This is a genomic window from Sphingomonas jeddahensis (genome assembly GCF_001981525.1).
Taxonomy (GTDB): Bacteria; Pseudomonadota; Alphaproteobacteria; order Sphingomonadales; family Sphingomonadaceae; genus Sphingomonas; species Sphingomonas jeddahensis.
In genome coordinates this window covers 83,181-108,734 of the sequence record NZ_MPSB01000006.1, presented here as the reverse complement: position 1 = coordinate 108,734, position 25,554 = coordinate 83,181, and the positions used below count along the sequence as shown (strand labels likewise).

Here is a 25,554-nt window from a genome sequence, read left to right as displayed (position 1 = left end):
ACGTACCTCGACTTCGCCCGGCACGAGCGGAGGAGGGGTGACCACCTTCCTTCCATCACGTGGAGCCGCCGCCCACACTTAACCGTTGCACCCCTGCCCCACCCCGCTAGGGTCCGCGCCGCCCGAGGGAGCCCGTTTTGGCGACACAGCCCGCCCTGTTCGATTCCGCCACCCACGCCCGTCGCTGGATCGACGACTATAAGGCTCACGCGGCCGCGCGCGGCGACGTGCTGTGCGGCGCCGAGGAAGCGCCTTGGCTGGCGATGTTCGAGGAACTCGCCGCTTTGGTCGGCGACGATCTCGCTCACGCCCGCGAACGCGTGCAACGCCACGCGGCCGACATTGGCACCGGCTTCCGCATCATCGGCGAGGCGGACGAGCGCCCCTGGCCGCTCTCCCCCGTGCCTCTGCTGATCGACGGCGACGAATGGGGCAGCATTGAACGTGGCGTTATTCAGCGCGCGGACTTGTTTGAAACGATCCTGGCGGATCTCTACGGTGAAGCGAAGCTAGTCGCGCGTGGCCTGGTTCCCGCCGCGCTCGTCGCCGGCAGCCCGTTCTTCCTGCGCCAGCTCGTCGGCCTGAACCCGCCGGGTGGCCACCAACTCCACTTCCTCGCCGTCGATCTCGGCCGCGGCCCAACCGGCGAGTGGCGCGTCCTTGCCGATCACCTGCGCTCGCCGACCGGCGCGGGCTATGCGCTGGAAAACCGCCTCGCCGTCAGTCGCACGCTCGGCGGCCTTCAGGCCCGCCTCAATGTTGCCCGCCATGCCCCCTTCTTTGCCGCCTTTCGCGACGGCCTTGCCGCCTCGTGCCGCCGCTCGGACCCGCGCATCGGCCTGCTCACCCCCGGTCGCTACAATCCCAGCTACCCCGAACAGGCGCATCTCGCGCGCTACCTCGGCCTGCTGCTGGTCGAGGGCGCCGACCTCGCCGCGTTGGAGGACAAGGTCTATGTCCGCACCATTGGCGGGCTGAAGCGCATCGACGCGCTCTGGCGCCGGCTCGATCCGCGCTTCCTTGATCCGCTGGCGTTTGACACCCATTCGAAGATCGGCGTTCCCGGCCTGATCGACGCCTACGCCGCCGGCAACGTCCTCTTGGCCAATACGCCGGGCGTCGGCGTGCTCGAATCCACCGCCTGGAACGCCTTCCTGCCGCAGCTCTCCACCCGGTTGACCGGCGCGGACCTTTCCCTTCCCAACATCGCCACCTGGTGGTGCGGCCAGCCGAGCGAGCGCGCCCGGGTCGAGGAGGATCTCGCCAACCTCCTCATCGCCCCCGCGTTTGGCAATGGCACGCTTGGCCTTCCCGCCGACGCTGCGATCGCCGGCAGCGACCTGACCGCCGAGCAGCGCGCCACGCTCCTTGCCGATCTCGCCCGCCGACCGCAGGATTATGTCGGGCAGGAGATCGTCCGCCTTTCCACCATGCCGGTGGTCGCTGGCGACACATTGGTCGCCCGCCCCTTCACCCTGCGCGTCTTCGCCGCCCGCGGTCCTGACGGCCGCTGGACCGTCCTGCCCGGCGGGTTCGCGCGAATCGGCGAGCATCCCGATCCACGCGCCGCGGTGATGGGGGACGGCACTTGGTCCGCCGATGTGGTCGTCCATGGCAGCAAGCCGGTCGATCTCGTCTCGCTGCTCCCGGCTTCCGATTCGCACCAGATCCGCCGCAATCCCGGCACGCTGCCGAGCCGCGTGGCGGACAATTTCTACTGGCTCGGCCGCTATCTGGAACGCGGCGAGGCGTTGCTCGCGGTCATCCGCGTCATGCTCGGCAATTCGATCGACGCCGATGGGGGCGCGGCGCTCGGCTCGGAGACGATCGGCCGCCTCGCCGGTCTGGTCGCCGCCGCCGGCGCTGCGCCCCTCCCGCTCGCGCTCCGCCGGTCAGACCTGACGCAAATGGCGCGCACCGCCATGGAGGCGAGCGATGGCTGGCAATCGGTGGCGGAGATCAACCAGCAGGCGCGACGCATCGGCAACGGCTCGCGCGATCGACTGTCGGCGGACATGGTGCGCCTGCTCGACGCGCCGTTCCCCTCGCACCGCGGCATGCTCGATCGCGCCGGCTCGCTCCAGCGCCGCTACGCCGCGATCGCCGGCCTCTGCGCCGAACATATGAGCCGCACTGCCGCCTGGCGCTTCCACGATCTCGGCCGTCGCATCGAGCGCGCGACCGCGATCGTCCGCGCCACCCGCACCTTCGGCCTCCCCGGCGCCTCGCTCGACGATCTGTCCACCCTCCTCGATCTCGCCGACAGCCAGATCAGCTATCGCCAGCGCTACCTCACCGGCCTCGCCCGCGTGCCGGTGGTCGATCTCGTCGCGCTCGATCCAGGCAACCCGCGCGCGCTCGCCTTTCAGGTCGAGCGGATCTGGGAGCATCTGTGTGCGCTCCCCGTGCTCGACGACGACGGCATGGCGGAGGAGCAGCAGGCCGAAGCGACCGAACTGAAGGCGCTGGTCTCGATCGCCCGAGCCGCCACGCTGGACGACGAGACGCTGGGCGCGATTGAGCGCCGCTTGTCGCGCCTCTCCGACGCGATCGCGCGCCGTTATTTCCTCCAGGGCGCCGAACCCTTGCGCGCTGGCGGGCTGACGCTGGCGTGACCCCGTTTCGTCATGCCAGCGAAGACTGGCATCGCCTGCCACCAGAGCGGGTCCCTGCGGCACGAGACCCCAGCTGGTGCTGGGGTGACGGTTAACCCTCATGATCTACGACATCACTCACGTCACTCGCTTCGATTACGGCACGCACGTTAAGTTCGCGCGCTGCAACCTGCGCCTCGAACCGATCGACTGGCCCGGCCAGCGCCTCGAATCCTACATGTTGCGCGTCTCTCCCGCCGGCCGCACCACGCCGGCGCGCGCTGAGGCCGGCCTTGCCAACGTCACTCGCCTCACCGTCGATGAACCGGTCCGCAAGCTGACGATCGAGAGCATCGCGCGCATGATGGTCGATCGCCGCGTGCCGGTCCCCGAAGCCGGCGACCCGACGCTCGGGGAGATTGCCGCGCTCGCCCGCGCCAGCCGCGATCTCTCCCCCGCCGGCCCTTCCAGCTACCTCTTCCCCTCCCCGCTGATCCCGCTGGACCACGCGATCGCCGCTTATTGCGCCCCCAATCTCGATCCTGCCCGCAACGCACTCGAGGCCGGCATCGAACTCGCCCGCCGCATTCAGCGCGACTTCGAATTCGACGCCGCCGCGACCTTGGTCGATACTCCCCCGCACGAGGCGTTCGCAAAGCGGCGCGGCGTGTGCCAGGATTTCGCGCAGATCATGATCACGGGCTTGCGCGCCGCTGGCCTCCCGGCCGCCTACGCCTCCGGCTATATCCGCACGATTCCGCCCGCCGGCCAGGAGCGCCTCGTCGGTGCTGACGCCACCCACGCCTGGGTGTTGCTATGGTGCGGCCCGGCCAAGGGCTGGGTCGGCCTTGATCCCACCAACGGCATTTGGATGGCGAGTGACCATATCGTCATGGCCATCGGCCGCGACTACGCCGAGATCGCCCCGGTCGATGGCGTTGTGCTCGGCTCCGGCGCACAGGAGATGGCGGTTTCGGTGGACGTCGCCCCGGTTGACGAGGGCTAGGCCTGATTAGCCTCAACACTCCGTCACCCCGGACTTGGTCCGGGGTCCCGCTTTCTCGCCGGTGACAGAAACGAAGCGGGATCTCGGGTAAAGCCTGGGATGACGATGGGGTGAACAACCCACACAATCGCTTGTCCTCGCCGCTTACCCCGCCGATACGGCCCCGCATGACCAGCCACCCCGCACCCTCCGGCATGCACCCCCGCGAATTCGTTGCCTTTGTCGCGGCAGTGATGGCGGTGAACGCGTTCGGCGTCGATCTGATGCTGCCGGCCTTGGCTGACATCGGACACGATCTGGCGATCAGCGCCGCCAACCACCGGCAGTGGATCATCACCGTTTATATGGTCGGCTTCGGCGCCGGCCAGCTCGTCTATGGCCCGCTTGCCGATCGCTACGGCCGCCGCCCCGTGCTGATCGTCACCCTTGCTGGCTTCGTCGCTGCCAGCATTCTCGCGGCCAGCTCCGCAAGCTTCGGCGCTCTGCTCGGCGCACGCCTGCTGCAGGGCCTCATGTCCGCTTCCACCCGCGTGCTGGCGGTCGCCATCGTGCGCGACGGGTCGTCTGGGCGGCAAATGGCCCGGACCATGTCGGTGGCGCAGATGATTTTCTTCTTGGTGCCCATTCTTGCGCCCTCGCTGGGGCAATTGCTGCTCGCTTTCGGCCCCTGGCGGTTCATTTTCTACGTGCTCGGCGCATTTGCCGCCTTTGTGCTCGCCTGGACTTTGATGCGCGTGCCCGAAACACTGCCGCCGTCGCGCCGGGTGCCCATCTCGCTCACCGCCTTGCGCGCAAGCTACCACCTGACGCTCACCAACCGTTATTCGATCGGCTATTCAGTTGCGGCCTCGCTCACCTTTGGCGGGATCATCGCCTTTGTCTCCCTATCGCAGCAGATCTTTGTTGATGAATTCGGCGCCGGCGATCGCTTCACCCTGCTGTTTGCGCTGTGCGCTTGCGCGATGGGCGCTGCCTCCTTCCTCAACAGCCGGTTGGTGGAGCGGCTCGGCACCCGGCTGATCACCCAGACCGCGCTGCTGATCCTGATCGCGCTGTCGATCGCGCATGTCGCCGTGATCGCTGCCGGCTGGGAAACTTTGTGGAGCTATGTCTTCTTTCAGGCGCTCAGCATGACCTGCATCGGCCTATGCGGCGCGAATTTCGGCGCCATGGCGATGGAGCCGGTCGGCCATATCGCCGGCACCGCTTCCTCGGTTCAGGGGTTCATCAGCAGCATCGGGGCGGTGATCGTCGGCTCGGCGATCGGGCAATCCTATGCCGGCACCACCACCCCGCTGGCGATCGGGTATCTGTGCATCGGCCTTGCCGTGCTCGCCATCGTCTGGGTGGTCGAGGGCGGCCAGCTTTTCCGCGCCCGCATGTCGTAGTCGGGGCTCTCCGTTCCTAGATCGCGCGCTCCAGCCTTGAGGGAGCACCAGCATGAAGCAGAGCGGTAACACGATCCTCATCACCGGCGGCGGATCCGGCATCGGCCGCGCACTGGCGCATCGCTTCCACGACGCGGGCAATACAGTGATCGTCGCAGGCCGGCGCCGCGAAGCGCTCGAGGAAACGATCGCCGGGCGTGACAACATGCACGCGATTGAACTCGATGTGGAGAGCGCTGGCGGCGTCGCCGATTTCGCCCGACGCCTCCTGGCCGATCATCCGGCAGTCAACGTCCTCATCAACAACGCCGGCATCATGCGCTTCGAGAAGCTGGATGAGCCCCGCGATCTCGCCGATGCCGAAGCGACCATCGCCACCAACCTTGCCGGCCCGATCCGCCTCATCGATGCTCTGATCGACCATCTCGTTCAGACGGCCGACGCTGCCATCATCAACGTCACGTCGGGCCTCGCCTTCGTCCCCCTCCTGGCGACGCCCACCTACAACGCCACCAAGGCCGCAATCCATTCCTACACCGTCGCCTTGCGCGAGGCGCTGGCCGGCAAGGTCGAGGTGATCGAGCTCGCCCCGCCCGCCGTCCAGACCGGCCTCACCCCCGGCCAGGAAACCCGCCCCGGATACCAGCCGCTTGATGAGTTCGCCGACGAGGTGATGGCGCTCTTCGCCCAGCAGCCGACCCCGCCCGAAATCCTCGTGGAGCGGGTCAAGTTCCTCCGCAACGCCGAAGCCGAAGGCCGCTTCGACGCTACCCTGCGTCAGCTCAACGACTTCGCCACCAAAACCCGCGAAGCCGAAGCACGTTGACCTTCGCGTAACACCGCTGGTCTAAGCGGCGGACATGCAGCTCGTCGCCTGGATCCTTCTCTTGTTGCCGGTGGCGATCTTCGCGGGCTACCCCGCGCTGGTGATCGCCGCCGCGGCAACACGCCCGCCACGTCGGCGCCCACCCGCCATCAGCCAGCAGCCATCGATTACCATCCTGATCGGTGCGCATAACGAGGCAGCGACGATAGGCGAAAAGCTCGCCTCGGTTACTGCCGCACTCACAACATGGCGGGGCAAGGCCGAGGTGATCGTAGCCGACGATGGCTCCGCCGATGCCACCGCCGCCATTGCGGAGGCGCAGGGCGCGCGCGTGATCCGCTGCCCGCGCGGCGGCAAGGCACGCGCACTCAACGCCAGCGTGGCGCACGCCAGCGGCGATATCCTCGTCATGACCGATGCCGATCCGCTGTTCGATCCCGATACGGTTCCTGCGCTCCTCGCCCCCTTCGCCGATCCGACGGTCGGCGCGGTGGCGGGCCGGGTCGAGACGATCGGGAAGCGCGGTCGCTTCGCCGCAGCAGATCGCGGGTTCCGCCGCTACGAATCCGCGTTGCGCGCCGCAGAGGATCGGCTGTTCGGCTGCATTTCGGCCGATGGCGGCCTCTACGCCATTCGCCGTGCGCTGATGCCGTTGGTGCCGCCCGACGTAACCGACGATTTTCACATCAGCACCGCTGCCGTCGCCGCCGGCTATCGCATCGCATACGCCGATGGCGCGCGCGTATGGGAGCATAGCATCGGCGGCGGCCGCCAGCAGTTCCGCCGCCGCGTGCGAATAACCGTGCGCGGCCTCACCGCTCTGTGGCGCCGCCGCGCCTTGATGAACCCGGCACGCACCGCCTGGTATGCTCCCGCGCTTCTCCTCCACAAGGTCGGCCGCAGACTCGCCCCCTTGTGCATCCCGCCGCTCTGGCTGGTCAGCATCCTTCTAGCCGCGCAAGGCTCGCTCTGGTGGGCGCTGGTCGCCGCGGGCATCACCGCCGCGGTCGGGGTCGCGCTCGCCGGTGCGGCCGGACTCAAGCTGCGTGGCCCGCTCAAGCTCGTCCACGGCGCGATGCTTCACCTCGCCGGCCTGTCGTTAGGCACGATCCTGTTCCTCGCCGGCCGCCGCTACGCGCAATGGACGCCGCAAAAACAGCCATGAAGCGCCTCCTTCCCCTGCTTCTTATGGGGGCGGCCAGCCCCGACGGCTTTTCCGAAGATTTTGAACGTCCAGTCCGCTTCGGCGCCGGCCCCTGGGCGCTCGCGCAGCAAGTGAACGGCCGCGTCGAGCGCGCGCCGGCTCCCAAGCGCGGCGGCCATGCCATGCTCGCCATCACCGGCCCTAAGCAAGGCGGCACCATCGCCAAGGCCGATCTCGTCGCACGCCCCGCGATGATGCCCGCCGGCACGCAGCTGACCGTCACCTTCGATATCCGCATGCCGGCGGACAGCCCGCGCAACTCGCTACAGCTCGTCGATATCGAATGCGCCACCTGTGGCGAGCGCGGCAACCCCGGCGCGCGACTATACCTGCGCCACGGCCGCCTGCGCGTTGATCGCTCAAAGATCGGCATCAAGCACGCCTGGACGCGCGACGATGCGCCGGCCCTCGCACCCGACCGTTGGCACCGAGTCACCTGGCAGCTACACCTCGACCCCGGCGATCAGGGGAGCAGCCGCGTGCTGCTCGACGGGGACGAAGTCCTCGCCGCGACAGGCGCCACGCTCGCGCCGCTCCAGCGAATCGGCGCGGATCGTATCCAGATCGGAATCACCGCCAATTCCAACCCGGTTCCGGCACGCGCCTGGTTCGACAATATCGCCGTCGCGATCACGCGCTGAGGCAGCCACCCACCGTTCGTGTCGAGCGAAGCCGAGACACCGGGCGCGGCGCGCGGCACCTCCCCCGACGACGCTCGGGGCGAACGAACATCGCAATTGCCCTCCTACTAATCAGCAGGCGCCGTCGCCCTTCTTGACGGCGTTGATAGTGCGCATGATCAGTTCCAGGTCCTGCTTGGCCGACAGCCCCTTGATATAACGCACGTCCAGCTCCGACCGCTCGTCGAAGTCGATGTTCGCCCGTCCGGAGACCTGCCACAGCCCGGTCAGCCCTGGCCGCACCGCCAGCCGCGGCAGATGCGGCATGCGATAGGTGCTGGCGTCAAACGAGGTCGGCCGCGGCCCCACCAGCGCCATCTCGCCACGCACCACATTCCACAGGTTCGGCAGCTCATCGATGCTGGTCTTGCGCAAAAATCGCCCGAGCCGTGTCACCCGCGGATCGTCCGCAAGCTTGAAGTCGGGTGAGTCAGCCGCATGGACGTTGTGCGCTCGCAGCTTCGCTTTCAGCGCCTCCGCATCCACCACCATGGTGCGAAACTTGAACAACCGAAACCGCTGGCCGAGATAGCCGGTGCGGTTCTGAATAAAGAGCACCGGCCCGCCGTCGTCCAGCTTGATCGCAATCGCCACGATCACCAGCAACGGCGATAGCGCAATCAGCGCCGCCAGCGCCACCGCCCCGTCGAACGCCGGCTTCAGCCGCCGCGCATAGCTGCCGCGCTTCACCTCCAGGTGCAGCGGCACGCCGCGCATGTCGCATTCGAACCGCACGCGCCGCGCCAGATCCTGGCGACGCTCGGGCCGGGTAGCAGCGGGGGGTGCGATATCGGTCATTGCGAAACGTGCTGTCCTAAATGGTCGATCGGGCCGCCCGCTCCTGCCGACTCTTGCGGCGCAAGGAACCCGAAAAGTGGGTTAACGGCCCCAGTCACGCGAAATTGGCGCCAAAACGATCGCGAAGTCTGAAAACAATCTTCCGCGCCACGTGCATCGGCGCGAGCAACAGGTACCAATAATGATTGCCCTGCATCAGCCGCACCGAGGCGCGCAGGTACAATGCCTCCGCTGCAAGCCACCGGAAACCCAGTGCGCGATCGTCCACATGAATGCGCGACAGCACCTCGGCCGATTCATCCGCGCCATTGCGACCTTGGCCGCCAGTGGTTGCACGATACCCCAGCCGCCGTGCGATCTGCCGCCCTTCGGGGTGCAGCTTGTTCTCGGGCCAGCAGAAGATCTGAGGCGCTTCGCCGAAGCGTTCCACGAACGCCGCGCGGCAGGCGGCCAGATCGCGCTCGATCCGCCCGGTCAGCGCCCCTATGTCTTCCTTCGCACCCCCACGCCACGCGCGCTCTGCCAGCGCCAGCCCGGAAGAAGGGATCGCGCTGCCCAGCGGCACCGCCGCCGGACTCGTCATCTGGAACCAGTCATGCTTCGGCCCCGGCGTCGCAGCCCATTGCAGCCACGCATGCTTGCGCCAGTTGGCGGCATTGAGCGTGCCGATCGCCCGATCGGATGTGGGAACCCGGGCGTGATCCACGCCGTGCGGCTCAACTTCGAACCCAGCCTGCCGAAGCTCGGCAAGTTCGGTCCACGACATATAGCCGGCGTCCGAACCGTCACGCCGCATGCCCGCGTAGGGCGAAATGAAGTCGAGCGACGGAAAAAAGGTGGCCGGCATTCCCTCGCGAAGTAGCAGCGGCATGGCGTGGCGATGATTGTCGAGATAGCCGTCGTCGAAATGCAGGATCACCGCGCGATCCGGCACCGCATCTGCCGCCGCGCGCCGCGTCACAAAGTCGCGAGTCGCGATCACCGCCGCGCCCATCCGCCGCAACGTTTCCAGATGCCTCTCGAAAGTGCGTGGATGGACCGCGATTTCGCGTGACCACGGCAGCCAGCCCGGCTCCGGGCTCACCGAATGATAGGTAAGGATCGCCACGCCGGGCGGCGCGATCATCGCGCCATGTCCAGCCACCACCCCTAGCAATACGGCCAGTGCCGCCGCGACCAGACCCAGCGTGCGCGGCAACAGCAGAGCGATCACCACCGCCGCGATCAATCCCGCCGCCACCATCGTCGCCCAGCGCAGCACGCGCGCCTGACGTTCCGCCTTGCGCGTCATGCCGCCGCCTCCCGCCGGCGGTCGCGCCACGCCTTGGCGCGCGCGCGCGCAACATCGCGCCCGTGCAGCAGCGCACCGCGCAGCCCCGGCGCATAAATCGTGGCGCGATACAAGGTGTCGCAATGATCGGCGAAGCGCAGCTTGTATTCGGCGGGGTGCATGCCGTTGCCCATCTTGTCGTACCAATGGATCGCCGGCTGTTCGCAGCAATGCCGGATGTGTTCGGCGGCCAGCAGATAACCGACGGACAGATCCGCATAACGCTCGTCATAGCCGACCTTCAACAGGAACAATCGTCCCTCCCCGATCACGCCGAATTCAAAGGCTGCCAGCGTGTCGCCATGCCACAGCAATGCGACCTTCAGCGCGCTGGCCGCCGCCGCGCGCTGCACCAGCGCAGTATAGAAACGCAGCTCGTCCGCATTGTCCCGGATCGCGGTGCCGCCGCGGCCCTTCCAGCCCGATTGCTCCACGTCCAGTATGCGCTCGAACAGATCGCTTTGCGTCGGATCGCCGCTGCGAAACTCCACCGTCATCCCCAGCGCGTCGAATACCTGCTTGCCGTGCCCGCGCAGCCGCTGGCGTATTCGCTTGCTGCGCGCCGCGAACCAAGTGTCATAGGACTGGCGGCAATCCACCACTGGCGTCAACGCATGCGGCGCGATGCGCACGCGAAAATTCGCGCTCCACCCCCGCGCTGCAGACAGCAATGCGGCATTCTCCGGCAGATAATCGATGCGGATGGAGCCGATCGCGCGCCCGGCGAACAAGCGCGCCGGCAGATCGCGCGGCAGCGCAGTTCCGGGCGGCGCATCATATCGCGCGCTGTGCGGATTGGTGGCGCTGCGCAAGCTTGGGATCTTGAAAAGGCCGATCCGCTCATGCGTTTCGCGCAGCGCGAGTGTTTCGGCGGTGATCACCGGGCCGAACCCGGCGGACCAGCAGGCGAACCAATCAGCGCTGAGATGAAATGGTATCCTCACCGCCGCCCCGACACTTAACTTCTCCGCAATCGACCCTTGTTAAGCGACGACCTACCCCTGGCGTCCGAAGATTTGATGAATGTCGCAGCTTCCAACATCAAGTCCGCTATCAGCCGCCGCGATGACGATTCGCTCGCACCTCGCTCACCGGCTCGACAGCGCCCAAGTGTCGCACGTCGCTGCCTTTCTGCGCGACAGCCCGTTCGGCGCCTATCAGCAATCATTGGCCTGGCCGCTCGTCGCGCCGCGAAACTCGCGCCGCGATTGGCGCTACTTCACCGCGTTTGACGGTGACGAGCTGATCGGCGCCTGTGTCGTGCGTACAACGCGGCTGGCGCTCGGCGCATGGCTGGGCACGGTTCAGCGCGGGCCAGTGGTCCATGATCCCGCGCGGCTGGGGCTGGTGCTAACCGAACTTCGCCGCACGCTGCGCCGGGCTGGATGCTGTTCCTTGACGATCGGCCCGCGCGTGCGCGGCCGCGCCTTGCCCGACATGGCCGAAGCGATGCGCGCCTCGGGCTTTGCGCCGCTGCCCGGGCACGAACAATCCCTGCACCATGTCACCGGCATCGTCTGGCTCGACAAGCCGGAGGAGGAGGTGCTCGCCGGCTTCAAGCAGCGCACCCGGCGCGCGCTGCGCCAGGCGGAAAAGGCGGGGATCACCGTGCGCACGGCGGAAAGCGCCGACGATCTCGCCACTTACCAGCGGCTGCTGGACGCCTTTCACAGGGCCCGTCCGGATTACGATCGCTCGGGCCAGCCGGATGCCACGGGCCAAGCGCAACTGATCGCTGCCTTAGGCGGCGCCATGCTGATCGCCGAGCGCGACGGCGTGCCCATCGGCGCCCATGCCTTTGTCCGCCAGGCCGATGAGGCGATCTGGCTGTCGCTCGCCACCGTCGATCGGGATGGCGCCTCGCCCGGCTATCCGCTGCTATGGGCAGGGATGCGCCAAGCCCGCGCCATGGGGGCGGTCGGCTATGATCTCGCCGGGCTGCCCGATGGTGAGCCCAGCGACCCCGGCGAGGCCGGCCGGCTCCAGTTCAAGGCCGGCTTTGCGCCGCATCGCCGCCAGATGCCGCCGATGCAGATCGCCGCACTCGATCCGCTGCGCCATGCGATGCTGCTTGGCGCGCGCCGCGCCTATCGCACCGTCCGCCGTCTGCGCCGCGCATATGGGTGACGGAAAGCTGCGCCGGCTGCGCCGGCTGCGCCGGCGCCTGGTGCGTGAAGGGCTCGGCGAGACGCTGCGCAAGGCCGCCGGCGATCATCTCTTTCGCAGCAGCGGCAGCGTGGTGATGGAACTGGATCTCATCGCGGCGCGTCTCGGCGCCGTGCGGCCGGGGCCCGGCATCACTTTTACCACGTTGGGCACGGGCGATCCCTTGCCGCCATTGTGCCCTTTCCTTGCCCCCCGCCGCAACGATTTCGCCGCCATGCTGGCCGCGGGCAAGATGGGCCTGTTCGTGCTCCGACAAGGCATTGCGACTGGCTGCGCGTGGATCGCCCTCACCGATCATCACGACGCACGCGTCCGCGAATTCTATCCGGTCGCCCCTGGCGAGGCCTATGGTTACAGCTGGCTGCTCGATCCCGCGGAGCGCGCGCGCGGCACGGCCTTGCTGTTCGTGCGCTGGGCGCTCTGCCTCTTGCAGAATATGGGGATCCGCCGCGTGTTCAGCGTGATCGATCGCAGGAACCGTACCTCCTATCTTATCCATCAGCATTTCGGCTATCGCGAGGCCGGCATGCTCGTCCGCCATTTTCACCTCTTCCGTGTCCGCTGGACGCGCATGTCCCCCTACGCCGGGACGCTCGGTCTCGCCGATCCCCGGCCTTCGCGATCGTACCGCCGCCCGGCATGACCGACGCGTCGGCAGAAGGACGACGGGCGCAGGCCACGTCGGGCAAGGCACTGGCGCGCTCGGCCGGCGTGGTGGTGGGGATTCGTGGCCTCGATTTCGGCCTGTCGTTTCTGGTCTCCGTGCTGCTCGCCAATCGCTTCGGCGCGTCGGGCCAGCTCGACGCATTCTTCCTTGCGCGTCGCACCACGGTCGGTTTCGCCGACACGATCCGAAAACTCGTCGGGCAGATCGTGCTGCCGCCAGTGCTTGCCGCCGTCGATCGTGGCGAGGCGCCATCGCTTCGGCATCTGCCGCGTCGCATGGCCTGGTTCTTTGTCGTCTTCGCTGGCGTGATGCTCGCCGGCATGCTCGTGCCAACTGTCTGGGCGAAGCTGTTCGCGCCGGGCTTCCGGGGTGAGCAGCAGGCGCTGACCGCCACCATGATGCGAATCATGCTGCCGCTGCTGCCGCTTGCGCTTGTCGCCTCCTTGCTCGCCGCCGTTCTCCAGGCCCGCCGCCGCTATCTGCTCAGCGAAGGCACCAACCTCGTCCAACGCGCCTTGCTGGTGTTGGTGCTTGCATTGTTCGTGCCGCCGCTCGGCATAATCGCCGGCGCCTGGACGATGCTGATTGCGGGCGTGGTGGGCTTCTTCATCCTGCTCGCGGGCGCTTGGTCGATCGTCCGCCCCCCGCCCGGCCACGCCCCTGCCGAACCGCCGGCCGACGTGCCGGAAACAAAGGGCGGAGGCCTCGCCGCAGCGGTCGTCATCAACGTCTATTTTCAGGCGACCGCCCTGCTCGATTTCGCCTTCGCCACCACCGGCGGCGACGGCGGGGTCGCCTCGCTCGAATATGGCTCGCGCCTCGTCTCGTTGGTCCCTGGCCTTGTCATGTCCAGCCTCGCCACCGTGCTGACCCCCGAACTGATCCGCGCCGTTCAACAGCCCGATCGAGTCGCTGCGGCGGCGGGCATCCAGCGCTTTCAGCGAATCGGCGTCTTCGCCCAAGCCCCGGTCTCGGTCGGCATGATGCTTGGCGCGCCGCTGATGGTCAGCGCCCTGTTCGGCCACGGCGCCTTCGGCCCGCAAGCGATCGCTTCCGCCGCCGCCTGCACCGCCGGCTATGCGGCCGCGGCGATCTTCCTCGCGCCGATGAGCGCCATTACCACGTCGATCTACGCCGATCCGCACGCCTCTGCGCTGCGCGATCTCGCCATCATCGCCGTGATCGGCACGGTGGTTCGCGTGATCGTGCTGGCGATCGCCGCGCCGATCTGGGGCGCACCGGGCATCGCTTATGGCGCCGCCGTGGCGACCGCGCTCACCTTCGTCGTCGCGCAGATCATCGCCGCTCGCCGCTTCCACCATTTTCACATGCGCGCGCAGCTCGCTGATCTCGCGCAGACCTTCGCCTGCGCCGGTATCGCGGCCGCAGCCGGGTTCGCGCTGCTGTGGCTGGTGCCGAACCCGCACAAATTGTTCGGCGAACTGGCGTTGCTATGCGCACTCGGCGCGCTGATCGTGGTCGTCCACTTCGCCGCCGCCGTGATGCTTCGGGTGCCGGAGATGGCAGCGCTGCGTGACATCGCGATGCAGATCCTGGCCAAGCGCCGATCCCGCCGCAAATGACTGCCCGCCGCATCGCCTTTCTCCTTCCCCACTTCCGCACCGGCGGGGCGGAGCGGGTTATCCTGCACTGGATCGAAGCGCTCGACCGAACCCGTTGGGCGCCCACCCTGCTGCTCGGCCGAGTGGAGGGCGATCTGCTCAACAAGGTACCCGCAGACGTTCCCGTCGCGGCGATCGGCGGCGGCCGTGCGCTGAAACGCCCGCTGCGCATCGCCCGCGCGCTCGCCGCGCACCGTATCGACATCGCTTATTCCGCGACCTCGGCGATGAACCTGGCGCTGCTCGCCGCGCCCACCCGCGTGCCGCGGATCACCTCCGAACACACGCCGCCTGACGCCTTCCGCCGCGAATCCAAATGGCCCCTCCTCCGTCGTACCGCGACTCGCCTCCTCACCCGCCGTGCCGTTGCGGTGGCGGTGCCGACCGCCGCAATTGGCGCGGCGGTACGCGGCGCGCCGGTGGTGGTGATCCGCAACCCTGTGTTGCGCGATCCTCCGCCCCCGCTTGCCGCCAAGCCGGACGGCACGCACCTCATCGCCGCCGGCCGCCTGGTTCCTGCAAAAGGCTTCGACACGCTGATCGACGCCGCCGCACTGCTCAAGGCACGCGGCCAGCGCTTCTCCCTCACCATCCACGGCGACGGCCCGCTGCATGCCGACCTCACTCAGCAGATTGCGCGTCACACGCTGTCGAACGAGGTCACGCTCGCCGGCCAAACCGATGCACTCGCGCGCCATTTGACCGCAGCGGACCTTCTCGTCTCCTCCTCCCGCCGCGAAGGATTCGGCAATGTCCTGATCGAGGCGATGGCGGTCGGCACGCCCGTTCTCGCCACCCGTGCCGGTGGCCCCGAAACGTTCATCGAGCACGACGGGAACGGCTTCCTCACGCCCCCCAACGATCCCCCCGCTCTCGCCGACACGATCGCCGCCCTGCTCGCCAACCCCGCCCGCCGCACCGGCGTGCGTTCGGCCGCCCGCGACACGGCCGCCCGCTATACGGTCGCCGCGTCAATAGCGGAGCTCGAGGCGCTGCTGGCGCGCCACGCCCCTTAACCGTAAAGTTACACGCCCTCCCGCATAGCCGCGATCGGCTAACGAGAGTCTCGATGCGTCAGATCCTGTCTACCTCCCTTCTCGCGATCGCGATTGCCGGCTGCGCCGGGCCGGTGCGCTATGCGCCCGCGCCGGAGATCCCGCTGACCACCGGCTCGCTCGATCTTGCGCGCGCGGCGACCCGCATGGTGGAGGCGCGGCTGGATCAGGACGGCGACTTCCACCCTGGTGATCTCGTTCGCCTGTCCTTTCCCTTCACGCCGCAGCTCAACACCGATCAGCGCGTGCAGCTGTCCGGCGCGATCAGCCCGCCGCTGCTGCCGCCGCTGTCGGTGAAGGGCATCAGCGCCGCCGATCTCCAGGCGAAGCTCACCGCCCTGTACCGCCCCAAGCTCGCCCGCCCCGACGTGTCGGTTGCGCTCCTTGAATATAACCGCCCGCCGCCGCCGCCCGAAATCTTCGTCCTCGGCGAGGTGATAAAGCCTGGCAATTTCCCCTATCGCGACGGCACCACCCCATTCGAGGGGCTGGCACGCGCCGGCGGCGGCAACCGCGATGCGGACCTCCAGCGCGTCGTGTTGATGACGCCGATCGGGGACAAGCTCGTCGCGCGTATGCTGGATCTGTCGGCGACACTGCACGGCAGCGCCGCCCCGATCGACTACCTCCCGCCCTATTCGATTCTGATGGTCCCGCCGCGCGGCATCGCCCGCGATGTCGATCGCGCCCGTGCGATCCGGCAGATCATCGGCTTCAACGGCGTCAATGTCGGCTCCGCCGTCACCTTGATCCAGCCCTGATGGTGCTGGGCCTCATCTATCTTCGCGTGATCCTGTCGCGCTGGAAGCTGGTGTTGGCGCTGATCGCGCTGTGCACGCTGACGGCTTGGGCGGTGAGCGTCTTTTATCTCGCCACTAAGCCCAAGTTCGAATCCTCGGCACGGCTGAACATCGTGCCGACCTCCGAAGAGCTCGGCTACGCCACGCGCTTCGTGCGCGGTTCCACGTTTGACGGCGGCAGCGTGCTGCTCGGCACTTATGCCGAATTCGCGCACACGCGCCCGGTCGTAGAGCCGATCGTCGATCGCTACATCGCCGAAGCGGCTGCCGCGCAGGGCCAGACTCCGGCGCAATGGCTCGCCGCCAACACTGGCACGCCAGGCTTCTCCCCCGGCCGCATCCTCGCGATCCTCAATTATGGCGAAGCGCCGGTCGTGCCGCTGCGCGAGGAAATCATCGAGGAGGTGATCAAGGCCACCACGATCGAGACGGTTGAGGGCACCTACCTCCTGCAGTTGACGGTCGAGTGGGAGGATCCCAAATCCGCCGCCTGGTTCGCCAATGCGCTGTCCGATGCGATCATCGCCCGCGCCGAACGCGCCTCGCGCAGCACCGGGCAGGAGATCGCCGGCTCTTTGGAGGCGCGCCTCGCCGCCAAGCGTGCCGAACTCGCCGGCACGTTGCGCCAGAGCCGCGGGCTCAAGTCCTCGATCGGCGTCGTCGATCTCGATCGCCAGAAAACAGCGTTGCTAGAGGCCCGCCTTACGGAACAGGCGCAGCTCACCACCGATCGCGCTGCGCTCGATGCGGCGAAGAGCCAGGTCGCCGCGCTGCGCCGTCAGTCGGGCGGCAAGCTCACCGGCGCGCAGAATACGGTGGAGCAGACGCTCGCCGTCGAGGCGCCGCGCGCCGCCGGCCTTGAACAAAGCGTTGCCATCCGCACGGGACGGATCGGCCAGATCGACCGCCAGATCGCCAGCCTCGGTACGGTGGAGGATCGCGTCAAAACGCTCGACGATCGCGCTGCCTTGCTGCAGCAGGAGGTGAACGCCCTCACTGAACGCGTCAGCTTCAGCCAGACCGAGAACCTCGCGAACGGCCCGCGCATCCAGCTGATCGAACGCGCCAAGCCGCCACTCACCCGATCGAGCCCCAAGATCTTCTTCAACACAGTGCTCGGCTTCATCGCCGGTTGCGCACTCGCCGCCTGCGCGTTGCTTCTGCTCGGCCCGGCGAAGCCGAAGGACGAGGATGAGGCATCGCAGCCCGAGCGTACTGCGCAGGATCGCCCGGTCACCGCCGAACCGCTACCAACCACTAACACCGCATCCACAATGTCGGACCACCCCGGCGAAGGCCGGGGTCCAGTATCGGACGGCCCGCAGCTGGCCCCCGATCTCCGCCAGGATGATGCGGAAGAGAAAATCCCAGAGCCGGCGCCAGCGCGTCCGCAGCCTACCCCTCTTTCACTCGTCACCCCGGGCTTGACCCGGGGTCTCGCTCCTTTCTCGCCGAACGCCGGCGAGGGTAGCGGGGCCTCGGATCAAGCCCGAAGCGACGAAGAAAGCGACGGCCCCCTCACCATCGGCAACACCGCGCTCAAGCCCTGCCCGCGTCCAGAGCCGATCGCCGACTTCCACTTCCCCGGCACGCTGCCCCGCCCGAGAAACGGCCAATCCTACACCGGTAATGAGATCGCCGCGATCAAGCGCCAGTTCGGCACCTGGTTGTTTGAGCAACTCGCCGCCGACGCGCGTGGGCTGTACATCGCTGCCATCGGGCAGGAGCAGGACGCGCGTCAGCTTGCCCAATTGACCCATTCGCTGCTGCTCAAGGCCGGCATTCAGCTTGCCGTGGTCGATGGTCGGCAGGGCGGCGCGCGGGCAACCAAACCGGGCAAGCCCTTCGTATATCTCGGGCGGCTCGATGCCGTCGCGGCGCGCGACGGTCTTGCCGCCATGCCCGATAGCGCGCACCTTCTGCTCGCAACGCGCAGCGGCGATCCGGCGGACTGGCGCCACGAACTCGATTGCTTCCTGCCGCGCCCGGCGCATGTCGTCGCTTTCGACTGACCGCCCGGCACTGACGCCGGCCGCCACCGCAGCGGCGACTCGGATGGTGGCGATGGTACCGCTCGTCGCTTATGCGGTGCTGGCGCAGCTCGACGCCATCGGAAATCGCCTGTCCGGCAATCTGCCGATCGGCACCACAGAACTGACGCTCGCGGCGCTGCTCGGCACGACGATGCTGCTGTTCCTCGTCCCTGCTCCACCGCCCCTCCACGCCAGTCACACCGGCGCACGGCTGATGGCCGCCATGTTCTGCTGGGCGGTGTTCAGCTGGACCTTGTCGGAGCACCGCAGCGAAGGCGCCGATTATCTCAAGACTTTGGCCATCGCGCTCCTACCCGCCTTGTGCCTCTTCGTGATTGTCGACACGCCCGCCAAGATGCGCTGGCTGCTCTGGTCGATGATCGGCGCCGGTGCCGTTTCGGCCGCGATCGTGGTGGTCGAGCAGCGCACCGGCACCCGCATCGTCTCCACCTCCGTCGCGGCGACAACGGCGGGCTTTGAAGGCGTGGCGCGTTCGGCCGGCGGGTCGGACCAGAATCCCACCACCGCCGCGCAGATGCTGCTCGTTTCGGTGCTGCTCGCCGGCGGCTGGCTGTTCGCGGGCAAGCGCCGTGCGCTGGGCAAGGTACCCGCGCGCCCGCTCCTCGCCGGCGTGGTCGCGATCGGCGTGCTGGCGCTGGTATTCACCTCCGCTCGTTCCGCACTGATCGGCCTGATGGCCGGCGCCGGCATCATCGCGCTATCGTACCGACGCGAGCGTTTCTTTCCGCTGCTGGTGGTTTGCGGCGCGGTGGCGATGATCGGCGCCATCCCCTTCCTCCCGCCGACGCTGGTGGATCGCTTCACCGCGATCGGTGATTTCGCGCAGGACCAGACGCTGTATCGCCGGATCACCTATCTGCGGATCGGCGGTGACCTCGCCAGCCAGTCGCCGATCTGGGGCATCGGCCCGGGTAACTTTCCGCTCTATTACGTCACCGATGTCTATCGCTGGATGCCCGGACGCGAACCCTTCCCGCGCGAGTTGCACAACACCTATCTCGACGCCCTGACCGAATATGGCGCTGTCGGCTTTCTGCTGTTCGCCGGCACGCTCGGCTATGCCCTGCTCTCAGCATGGCGCGCGTGCCAGTCACCACGGCCCGAGCTGGCCCGGCTCGGGCTGGCGGCCGGCGTTGCGCTCGTCGGCCTGCTGGTCGCCTGTTTTTTCATGCCGCACAAGAATCTGCGCTATCTCTGGCTGCTCGTCGCTATCGCGATCCAGTGCGGCCGGTTGCGTGCCAATGAGGAGCCGACGTGAAGCTCGCCGTCATCGTTACCGAATTTCCGAAATCCACCGAAACCTTCATCTATCGCGATCTCGTCACCTTTCTTGAGGCCGGCGTGGATGTGCGGCTCTACCATGTCGCGCCTTATCGCCACGGCCAGACGCTCCACGGCTTTGCCGCGCCCCTGAAGGAACGCGCGGTCGATCCCGGCTTCTGGACGCCCGGTGCGCTGCTCCGCGCCGCCCTGCGCAGTCCTGCGCCGGTGCTCGGCGGGATCGCGCGTATGCTCTGGGCCTATCGCCGCCACCCGAAGATCGCGGCCAAGTCGCTCGCCCTCGTGCCCAAGGCGCTCGCCATCGCGGAGGATGCGCGTGCCTGGGGCGCTACCCACGTCCATGCCGAATTTGCTGGCCACCCCGCCACGGCCGCCTGGCTCGGACATCGCGCCGGCGGCCTGCCATATTCGGTCAGCTGCCGCGCGCACGATCTGTTCCGCACCCAGGCGCTGCTCCCGGAGAAGCTTGGCGAGGCCGCTGCGGTCCGCACCGTCAGTGATTTCGGCGCCGCGTTCGTCCGGGGCCGGGTTGCAGGCATGGCGTTACGCGACATCCACGTCATCCACTCCTCGGTCGATGTCGGCCGCATCGCGCCGGTGGATGACCTGCCCTCCACCACACCCTTCCACATCCTCTACGTCGGCGCGCTCGAACCCAAGAAGGGTGTCGGCCATCTGCTTGAAGCACTCAGGATCGCCGGCGGTCGCCTCGGCGATTGGCGCTGCACCCTGATCGGCCACGGCCCTGACGCCGATGCACTTCGCGCCCACGCCGCTCCCTTGGGCGATCGCGTCCATTTCGCCGGCATGCAGCCGTTCGAGACAGTGGCGGAGGCCTATCGCACCGCCAGCGTCTGCGTCGCGCCGAGCGTGATCGGCCCCAACGGTCGGCAGGAAGGCATCCCGAACGTGATGATCGAAGCACTGGCCTATCAGCGGCCTGCGATCACGACCAACATCTCCGGAATCCCGGAGCTGATCCGCGACGGCGACACCGGCCTGTTGGTTCCCCCCGGCGACCCGCAAGCGCTGGCCGACGCGTTGCTCCGCGTGCGGAACGATCCGGAAGGCGCGCTGGCGATGGCGCGCCGCGGGAGAGCGCATGTGGCGAAAGAGTTCGACCTCGCGGCAAACGCCCGCCGCCAAATGGCGCTGTTCTTCCCTGCCTAGGTTTGATCCGTAAGCACCACCCACGCCGTCATCCCCGCGAAGGCGGGGATCCATACGCGCAGAGCACTCGGCTCCATTGCAAGCGTTGGCGTTTATGGATTCCCGCCTTCGCGGGAATGACGAAGAGGTCGATGCAGTGAAGGCGGCGGACCAGCATCGCTCCTTGCTACGCCGGACGATCGTGCTCTTTTCTCGCGGCGCGCCCTCACCACCAACGCCCCGTCATCCTGGCCTTGCGCCGGGATCCAACCCTCCGCGCACGCTGCCGCCCGAGCTTCCAGCCTCAGCGCCCGCGGCACCATGGATCCCGGATCAAGTCCGGGATGACGTGCCTGGTTCCGCAATCCGTTCGGCCACCCCTTCAATAGGCCGCGCGATCCCGCTCCCGGCCAACTACCCGCCGCGCCGCCGCCACTGCGCCCTTGAACGCCCGGTGCCCCGCCACCTTTGCTGCGTCTACCCCCGGCGATGCCCCCGGCACTCCCGGCTGAAGCCCGAGCCCGCGCATCCGCTGGTTCACCCGATGGAGCCGCGCCTCGCCGTCGCTCATCCGCGACCGCCACGTGATGCTGAACGAGATCGACGGCACCGGCCCGTTCTGCACCCAATGCGGCGCCTTGACCGGCACGTACACCGCCTCGCCGGGCCCCATCACGAAATCGCGCGCCTTGGCATCGAAGGCGGGGTCATGCCGCATGTTGCGATGCACGCCGCCGCGATGGAACGCCTCGTGCACCTCTTGCGGCACGATCGACAGGTCGCCCGCCGGATAGGTGCGCATCGTCTTGCTGCCTGCGATCTGGAGCAGGATGTTATGCTCCGGATCCATGTGGAAGGGCGTCACCGAATTGGGCGCGGACAGGAAGATGAACGCCTCGCGCCGCTTGTACGCGCCCGTCGCTGGCGTCACGGCAGGCGCGATCTCGGCAAGGCAGGCGTCGATCAACGCCGCATAGGCCGGATCCACATCGACCTTTTTCAGCACCATCCAGCATCCATTGTCCGCGATCGTGCGCACGATCTCGCCCGGCGACATCGCCGCGCGCTGGATCGCGTCGGGGCGCTGGTCCACCGCGAGGTTGCCGAGGTTTTGCTCGACGTGCGACGCAGGGAGCCGCTCGGCAAGTGCCGCCAGCGCCTCCAGCTGGAAAAGGGCATGGTCGTGCAACTGGTGCCGAACCGGCGCTGCGTCGCCGGGATAAGCGGCGGCGAATTCCCGAAGGCCATCGGGCGCGAAGCAGGTGAAGCCGGTCATGTCTTCGAATCTCCCATGTCGCGGTTAAGCTGAGGTTGCCGCCGCGCACGCCACGCCATCTGCGCGCGGCAGATCAGCCGAGACCAGGGCGTCGCATGCGGCACGATCAGCGACACGATCCGCCGCCGCTCGGGCCAGATCCGGTCGATCATCGGATGTCCGGCCCGCGCGCAACTGTCGACCCGCGCCAGTCCGCGCTTGTCCAGCGCATAGGTGAGATACGCCATTTCGATCAGCACCCCGGGGGAAAAGCTCGCCCATTCCTCGTCATAGGCGATCTTGAGCTGGAAAGCCTCTCCCCCGCGCTCCAGGTTGGCGAGCATCGCGATCACCTGTCCGCCGACGGTCATGCGATGGAAGTCGAGATCGCCCGCGGCATGCGCGCTCTCGATCATGCGGCGAAAACACGCTTCGGTGCCCGCATCAGCCGACGCCGCGACACCCTCGCGCCCCTTCCACCCGGTCTCTTCGAGACGGAACAGATCATCGATCCAAGGCGCGACAGTCGCATCACCGCTTAGCCGCTCGAACCTCAACTCTCCGCGATCCGCCAGCCGAGCGCGCAGCCGCCGATGTTCTTTCAACACCTTACCGCGGATGTGCTGCGCCGCGTGTTGCTCGCTGGTCAGGCCGTGCAGCAGCACCGCCCGCTCATAAGCACGCGTCTCGTAGCACGGCCGCCCGCTCGCTCGCAGCAGAGCGACCAACGCGCGCGTCGCCGGGCTGTGCGGGTCCAGCGCCGACAGCCGTAGCCACCAGCCCGGCAGTCGCCCTGCGCAATCGAGCGCCGCCCGCCAGAACTCCGGCTCCCGCCCGGGAAGTACCAGCGGCTCGCCGAGGGCGCGGAGCCGCTGATCCCAGTTCTCAACGCTGATCGCCACGCCGCGCCGGCGCTGCGCAGCGATCGGCAACAATCCGATCAGCGTATCCGCATCCCACACCAGCAACAGACGCGGGCGCTGCGCCTCCGGCAGCAACATGCCAGCGGCGACTCCATCGGGGGCATAGAAGGGATTGGCCGTTCCAGCTTCCGCCGCGAGCCGACACCATGCGTCGCGCCATGTGGCGGCTGCATCGGCGTCAATGATCTGTGCCCGTATCCCGGCTTGCGCGTGCCTGCCCATGTGCCGCCGTTTATCAGCAACTGCTGACCTAATGGTTCACGATCTGCACTGGCGCACGGCAGACCATGCGGTTCAGTGCGGCACCACGCCCAGTTCCACCCCCGTCTTGTCGTGCATGGCGAAGCGATCGACCAGGTCGGCGCTGGCGCGATTGTAACCGATCACCTGCACCGGCGACCCTTCGCGCCGCAGCCGTGCGACGATCTTGTCTAGCGCGCCGACCCCCGAAATGTCCCAGAAATGCGCCGCCGACACATCGATCGTCACGGCCTGCCCCGCTTCCGGTTGGAACGCGCGCGTGAAGCGATCGACCGAGGCGAAGAAGATCTCCCCCGCGACCCGATACGTCACCCCGTCCGCGCCCGGCGTCCGCTCAACCGTGAACATCCGCTGCACCTTGCCGGCAAAGAAAATGCCAGACAGCAGCACACCAGCGAGCACGCCCTGCGCCAAATCATGCGTTGCAACCACCACGGCAACCGTCACCAGCATCACGATCGAGGACGTCGGCGGATGGCGGCGCAGGTTGGGAATCGAGTTCCAGCTGAAGGTGCCGATCGATACCATGATCATCACCGCGACCAACGCCGGCATCGGGATCCGCCCTACCACCGGGCCGAGCACCGCGAGCAGGAACAGCAGAAACGCGCCCGCCACAAAGGTTGACAGCCGCTTGCGCCCGCCCGAGGTGACGTTGATCACCGATTGGCCGATCATCGCGCACCCACCCATGCCGCCGACCAGCGCGGCGGCGATGTTGGCGCCGCCCTGCCCGATACATTCGCGGCGCTTGTTGCTGTCCGTCTCGGTCATGTCGTCGACGATCTGCGCGGTCAGCAACGATTCGAGCAGGCCCACCGCCGCCATGGTCAGCGAATAGGGCAGGATGATGCGCAGCGTATCCAGCGTCAGCGGCACGTTCGGCAGCGTCAGGCTGGGCAGCCCCTCGGGCAGGCGCCCCATGTCGCCCACCGTGCGCACCGGCAGGCCCAGCGCGATGCTCGCCACGGCCAGCACGATGATCGCCACCAGCGGCGACGGCACGGCTTTGGTCACGCGTGGCACCAGATAGATGATCGCAAGGCCCGCCGCGACCATGGCATAAGTATGCCAGGTCACGCCGCCGAATTGCGGCAATTGCGCCATGAAGATCAGGATCGCCAGCGCGTTGACGAAGCCGGTGATCACCGATCGCGACACGAATTGCATCAACAGATCGAGCCGCAGCAGCCCCGCGGCGATCTGGATCACCGCCATCAGGATCGTCGCCGCGAACAGGTAGTCTACACCATGGTCGCGCACCAGCGGGATCACCACCACGGCGACCGCGGCGGTCGCGGCGGAGATCATCGCGGGCCGCCCGCCGAGCAGCGAGATGACGATCGCGATCGCTACGGAGGCGTACAGGCCGACGCGTGGGTCGACGCCCGCAATGATGGAAAAGCCGATCGCCTCGGGGATCAGCGCAAGGGAAACGACGATGCCGGCGAGCACGTCGCGGCGCGCCTCGGCGGCGCTGGCGAACCATTCGGTCCGGTAACGGGATAATGCGGTCATGGGCCTGTGGAGAACAACGCACACGGACACGGGCGCACCATGGAGGGCGCCGGATCAGGAAACATGTGCGAGTTGCCCGGCGGATCGGCGGCCGGGATAGCCACCCGGGGTTGCACCGGGTCCTTGCGAATGGCGTGCTGCTTAGCCGCAACCGTGCGGCGAGTTCAAGTCGCGATGGCTCAGCCGCCCGATTTGGACAGAACAAACGCCAGCAGGAAACCCGTAACGGCGATCAGCCCCGAATAATCATGCGTCGCCTCGGTCGCCTCGGGGATCATCGTGTCGACCAGCATCGCCAGGATCGCTCCCGCGGCCAGCGCGGTGACGGCGGCGATCGCATCGGGGCTGGCGCCCGCCAGCGCGACATTGCCGATCATCGCCGCCACGCCGGATGCGAGCGCGATCCCGCCCCACACGCCGAACACATAGGCCGCGCTTCGCCCAGCCTTCTTCATTCCCGCCGCGCTCGACAGGCCCTCGGGCACGTTGGACAGGAACACCGCCGCGACGGTCACCGCATTAACCCCGCCGCCGTCGAGCAGGCTGACGCCGATTACGATCGATTCGGGGATCCCGTCGAGCAGCGCGCCGATCGCGATCGCCACGCCCGAACTCGCCTCCGCATGCGGCTGCCGCGCATCGGGATTGGAGCCCGAACGCTTGCGGTGCCGCGCGCCGCGCCGCGACACAATGATGTTCGCCGCGGTGTAGATCACCGCCCCGCCGAGGAATCCGATCGCGGTGGAATCGAACCCGCCCTGTTCGAACGCCTCGTCCATCAGGTCGAACGCGACGGCGGAGATCAGCACGCCCGATCCGATCGCCATGATCGCCGCGATCAGCCGCTGCGGCAGCGAGGCAATCCAGGCGATCGCCGCGCCCAGCACCAGCGCCGATCCGCCCACCGCGCCCCAGAAGCCTGCTCCCCAAACGCCCTGCATCGCCGCTCCTGCCGTTCCAAGGGGGAAACGCCGCTC

21 protein-coding genes and 1 other annotated feature are annotated in these 25,554 nt (G+C 67.8%); of the genes, 14 read left to right on the top strand and 7 right to left on the bottom strand.

What is annotated here, in order from left to right:
* Window positions 1–137 precede the first annotated feature (137 nt).
* The 6 genes from SPHI_RS08500 (at window position 138) to SPHI_RS08475 (ending at window position 7,659) form a co-directional block, all read left to right on the top strand.
* Window positions 138–2,615: a circularly permuted type 2 ATP-grasp protein gene (locus tag SPHI_RS08500; RefSeq protein ID WP_076744492.1), complete on the top strand. Its 2,478-nt coding sequence runs from the start codon at window positions 138–140 to the stop codon at window positions 2,613–2,615.
* A 100-nt stretch (window positions 2,616–2,715) separates the two neighbouring features.
* On the top strand, window positions 2,716–3,600 hold the full coding sequence (locus SPHI_RS08495; protein ID WP_076744491.1) for a transglutaminase family protein: 885 nt from the start codon (window positions 2,716–2,718) through the stop codon (window positions 3,598–3,600).
* A gap of 194 nt (window positions 3,601–3,794) precedes the next feature.
* Entirely contained in the window at window positions 3,795–4,988 is a 1,194-nt protein-coding gene (locus SPHI_RS08490; protein ID WP_076744490.1) for a multidrug effflux MFS transporter, read from the top strand.
* A gap of 52 nt (window positions 4,989–5,040) precedes the next feature.
* Window positions 5,041–5,814: an SDR family oxidoreductase gene (locus SPHI_RS08485; RefSeq protein ID WP_076744489.1), complete on the top strand. Its 774-nt coding sequence runs from the start codon at window positions 5,041–5,043 to the stop codon at window positions 5,812–5,814.
* A 34-nt stretch (window positions 5,815–5,848) separates the two neighbouring features.
* The gene (locus tag SPHI_RS08480) at window positions 5,849–6,979 is read left to right on the top strand and encodes a glycosyltransferase (protein ID WP_076744488.1); all 1,131 of its coding nucleotides are present in this window, start codon (window positions 5,849–5,851) and stop codon (window positions 6,977–6,979) included.
* Window positions 6,976–7,659: a heparin lyase I family protein gene (locus tag SPHI_RS08475; protein WP_076744487.1), complete on the top strand. Its 684-nt coding sequence runs from the start codon at window positions 6,976–6,978 to the stop codon at window positions 7,657–7,659. Before SPHI_RS08480 ends, SPHI_RS08475 begins: the two co-directional genes overlap by 4 nt.
* Window positions 7,660–7,770: 111 nt before the next feature.
* Here the strand turns inward: SPHI_RS08475 and SPHI_RS08470 are convergent, their stop codons facing one another.
* The 3 genes from SPHI_RS08470 to SPHI_RS08460 form a co-directional block, all read right to left on the bottom strand.
* Window positions 7,771–8,496, bottom strand: coding sequence for a sugar transferase (locus SPHI_RS08470; protein ID WP_083719903.1), 726 nt, complete (start codon window positions 8,494–8,496; stop codon window positions 7,771–7,773).
* 94 nt (window positions 8,497–8,590) lie between these two features.
* Window positions 8,591–9,787, bottom strand: coding sequence for a polysaccharide deacetylase family protein (locus tag SPHI_RS08465; protein ID WP_144036173.1), 1,197 nt, complete (start codon window positions 9,785–9,787; stop codon window positions 8,591–8,593).
* Window positions 9,784–10,770 (bottom strand): GNAT family N-acetyltransferase, encoded by a 987-nt coding sequence (locus SPHI_RS08460; RefSeq protein WP_076744485.1) that lies wholly within the window; start codon window positions 10,768–10,770, stop codon window positions 9,784–9,786. The genes SPHI_RS08465 and SPHI_RS08460 overlap by 4 nt, the downstream gene beginning before the upstream one ends.
* A gap of 121 nt (window positions 10,771–10,891) precedes the next feature.
* Between SPHI_RS08460 and SPHI_RS08455 the strand changes: the two genes are divergently transcribed.
* From SPHI_RS08455 to SPHI_RS08420, 8 genes are read left to right on the top strand one after another with little or no spacing between them, the layout of a single operon-like run.
* Window positions 10,892–11,953 (top strand): lipid II:glycine glycyltransferase FemX, encoded by a 1,062-nt coding sequence (locus SPHI_RS08455; protein ID WP_076744484.1) that lies wholly within the window; start codon window positions 10,892–10,894, stop codon window positions 11,951–11,953.
* Window positions 11,946–12,635, top strand: a complete 690-nt coding sequence (locus SPHI_RS08450) for a GNAT family N-acetyltransferase (protein WP_076744483.1) — start codon at window positions 11,946–11,948, stop codon at window positions 12,633–12,635. Before SPHI_RS08455 ends, SPHI_RS08450 begins: the two co-directional genes overlap by 8 nt.
* Complete coding sequence (locus tag SPHI_RS08445; RefSeq protein ID WP_076744482.1) at window positions 12,632–14,242, top strand: lipid II flippase MurJ; 1,611 nt, start codon at window positions 12,632–12,634, stop codon at window positions 14,240–14,242. The genes SPHI_RS08450 and SPHI_RS08445 overlap by 4 nt, the downstream gene beginning before the upstream one ends.
* Window positions 14,239–15,297: a glycosyltransferase gene (locus SPHI_RS08440; protein ID WP_076744481.1), complete on the top strand. Its 1,059-nt coding sequence runs from the start codon at window positions 14,239–14,241 to the stop codon at window positions 15,295–15,297. The genes SPHI_RS08445 and SPHI_RS08440 overlap by 4 nt, the downstream gene beginning before the upstream one ends.
* A 53-nt stretch (window positions 15,298–15,350) precedes the next feature.
* Window positions 15,351–16,097 carry a polysaccharide biosynthesis/export family protein gene (locus SPHI_RS15415; protein ID WP_076744480.1) on the top strand — a complete coding sequence of 249 codons (747 nt, stop codon included), beginning with the start codon at window positions 15,351–15,353 and terminating at the stop codon, window positions 16,095–16,097.
* Entirely contained in the window at window positions 16,097–18,148 is a 2,052-nt protein-coding gene (locus tag SPHI_RS14975) for a hypothetical protein (protein ID WP_076744479.1), read from the top strand. Before SPHI_RS15415 ends, SPHI_RS14975 begins: the two co-directional genes overlap by 1 nt.
* The gene (locus tag SPHI_RS08425; RefSeq protein WP_158049663.1) at window positions 18,129–19,448 is read left to right on the top strand and encodes an O-antigen ligase family protein; all 1,320 of its coding nucleotides are present in this window, start codon (window positions 18,129–18,131) and stop codon (window positions 19,446–19,448) included. The genes SPHI_RS14975 and SPHI_RS08425 overlap by 20 nt, the downstream gene beginning before the upstream one ends.
* Window positions 19,445–20,641 carry a glycosyltransferase family 4 protein gene (locus tag SPHI_RS08420; RefSeq protein WP_076744477.1) on the top strand — a complete coding sequence of 399 codons (1,197 nt, stop codon included), beginning with the start codon at window positions 19,445–19,447 and terminating at the stop codon, window positions 20,639–20,641. Before SPHI_RS08425 ends, SPHI_RS08420 begins: the two co-directional genes overlap by 4 nt.
* A 361-nt stretch (window positions 20,642–21,002) precedes the next feature.
* Here SPHI_RS08420 and SPHI_RS08415 read toward each other — a convergent pair whose 3' ends face one another.
* The 4 genes from SPHI_RS08415 to SPHI_RS08400 form a co-directional block, all read right to left on the bottom strand.
* Entirely contained in the window at window positions 21,003–21,896 is an 894-nt protein-coding gene (locus tag SPHI_RS08415) for a cupin-like domain-containing protein (RefSeq protein WP_076744476.1), read from the bottom strand.
* Complete coding sequence (locus SPHI_RS08410) at window positions 21,893–23,020, bottom strand: GNAT family N-acetyltransferase (protein WP_076744475.1); 1,128 nt, start codon at window positions 23,018–23,020, stop codon at window positions 21,893–21,895. Before SPHI_RS08410 ends, SPHI_RS08415 begins: the two co-directional genes overlap by 4 nt.
* A gap of 72 nt (window positions 23,021–23,092) precedes the next feature.
* A complete protein-coding gene (locus SPHI_RS08405; protein WP_076744474.1) occupies window positions 23,093–24,577 on the bottom strand; it encodes a SulP family inorganic anion transporter in 1,485 nt (494 codons plus the stop codon).
* A gap of 70 nt (window positions 24,578–24,647) precedes the next feature.
* Window positions 24,648–24,703: a sequence feature (sul1 is cis-regulatory element that is thought to sense ions involved in sulfur or methionine metabolism; They are found in Alphaproteobacteria), on the bottom strand.
* 53 nt (window positions 24,704–24,756) lie between these two features.
* A complete protein-coding gene (locus SPHI_RS08400; RefSeq protein ID WP_076744473.1) occupies window positions 24,757–25,518 on the bottom strand; it encodes a ZIP family metal transporter in 762 nt (253 codons plus the stop codon).
* Window positions 25,519–25,554: the final 36 nt, after the last annotated feature.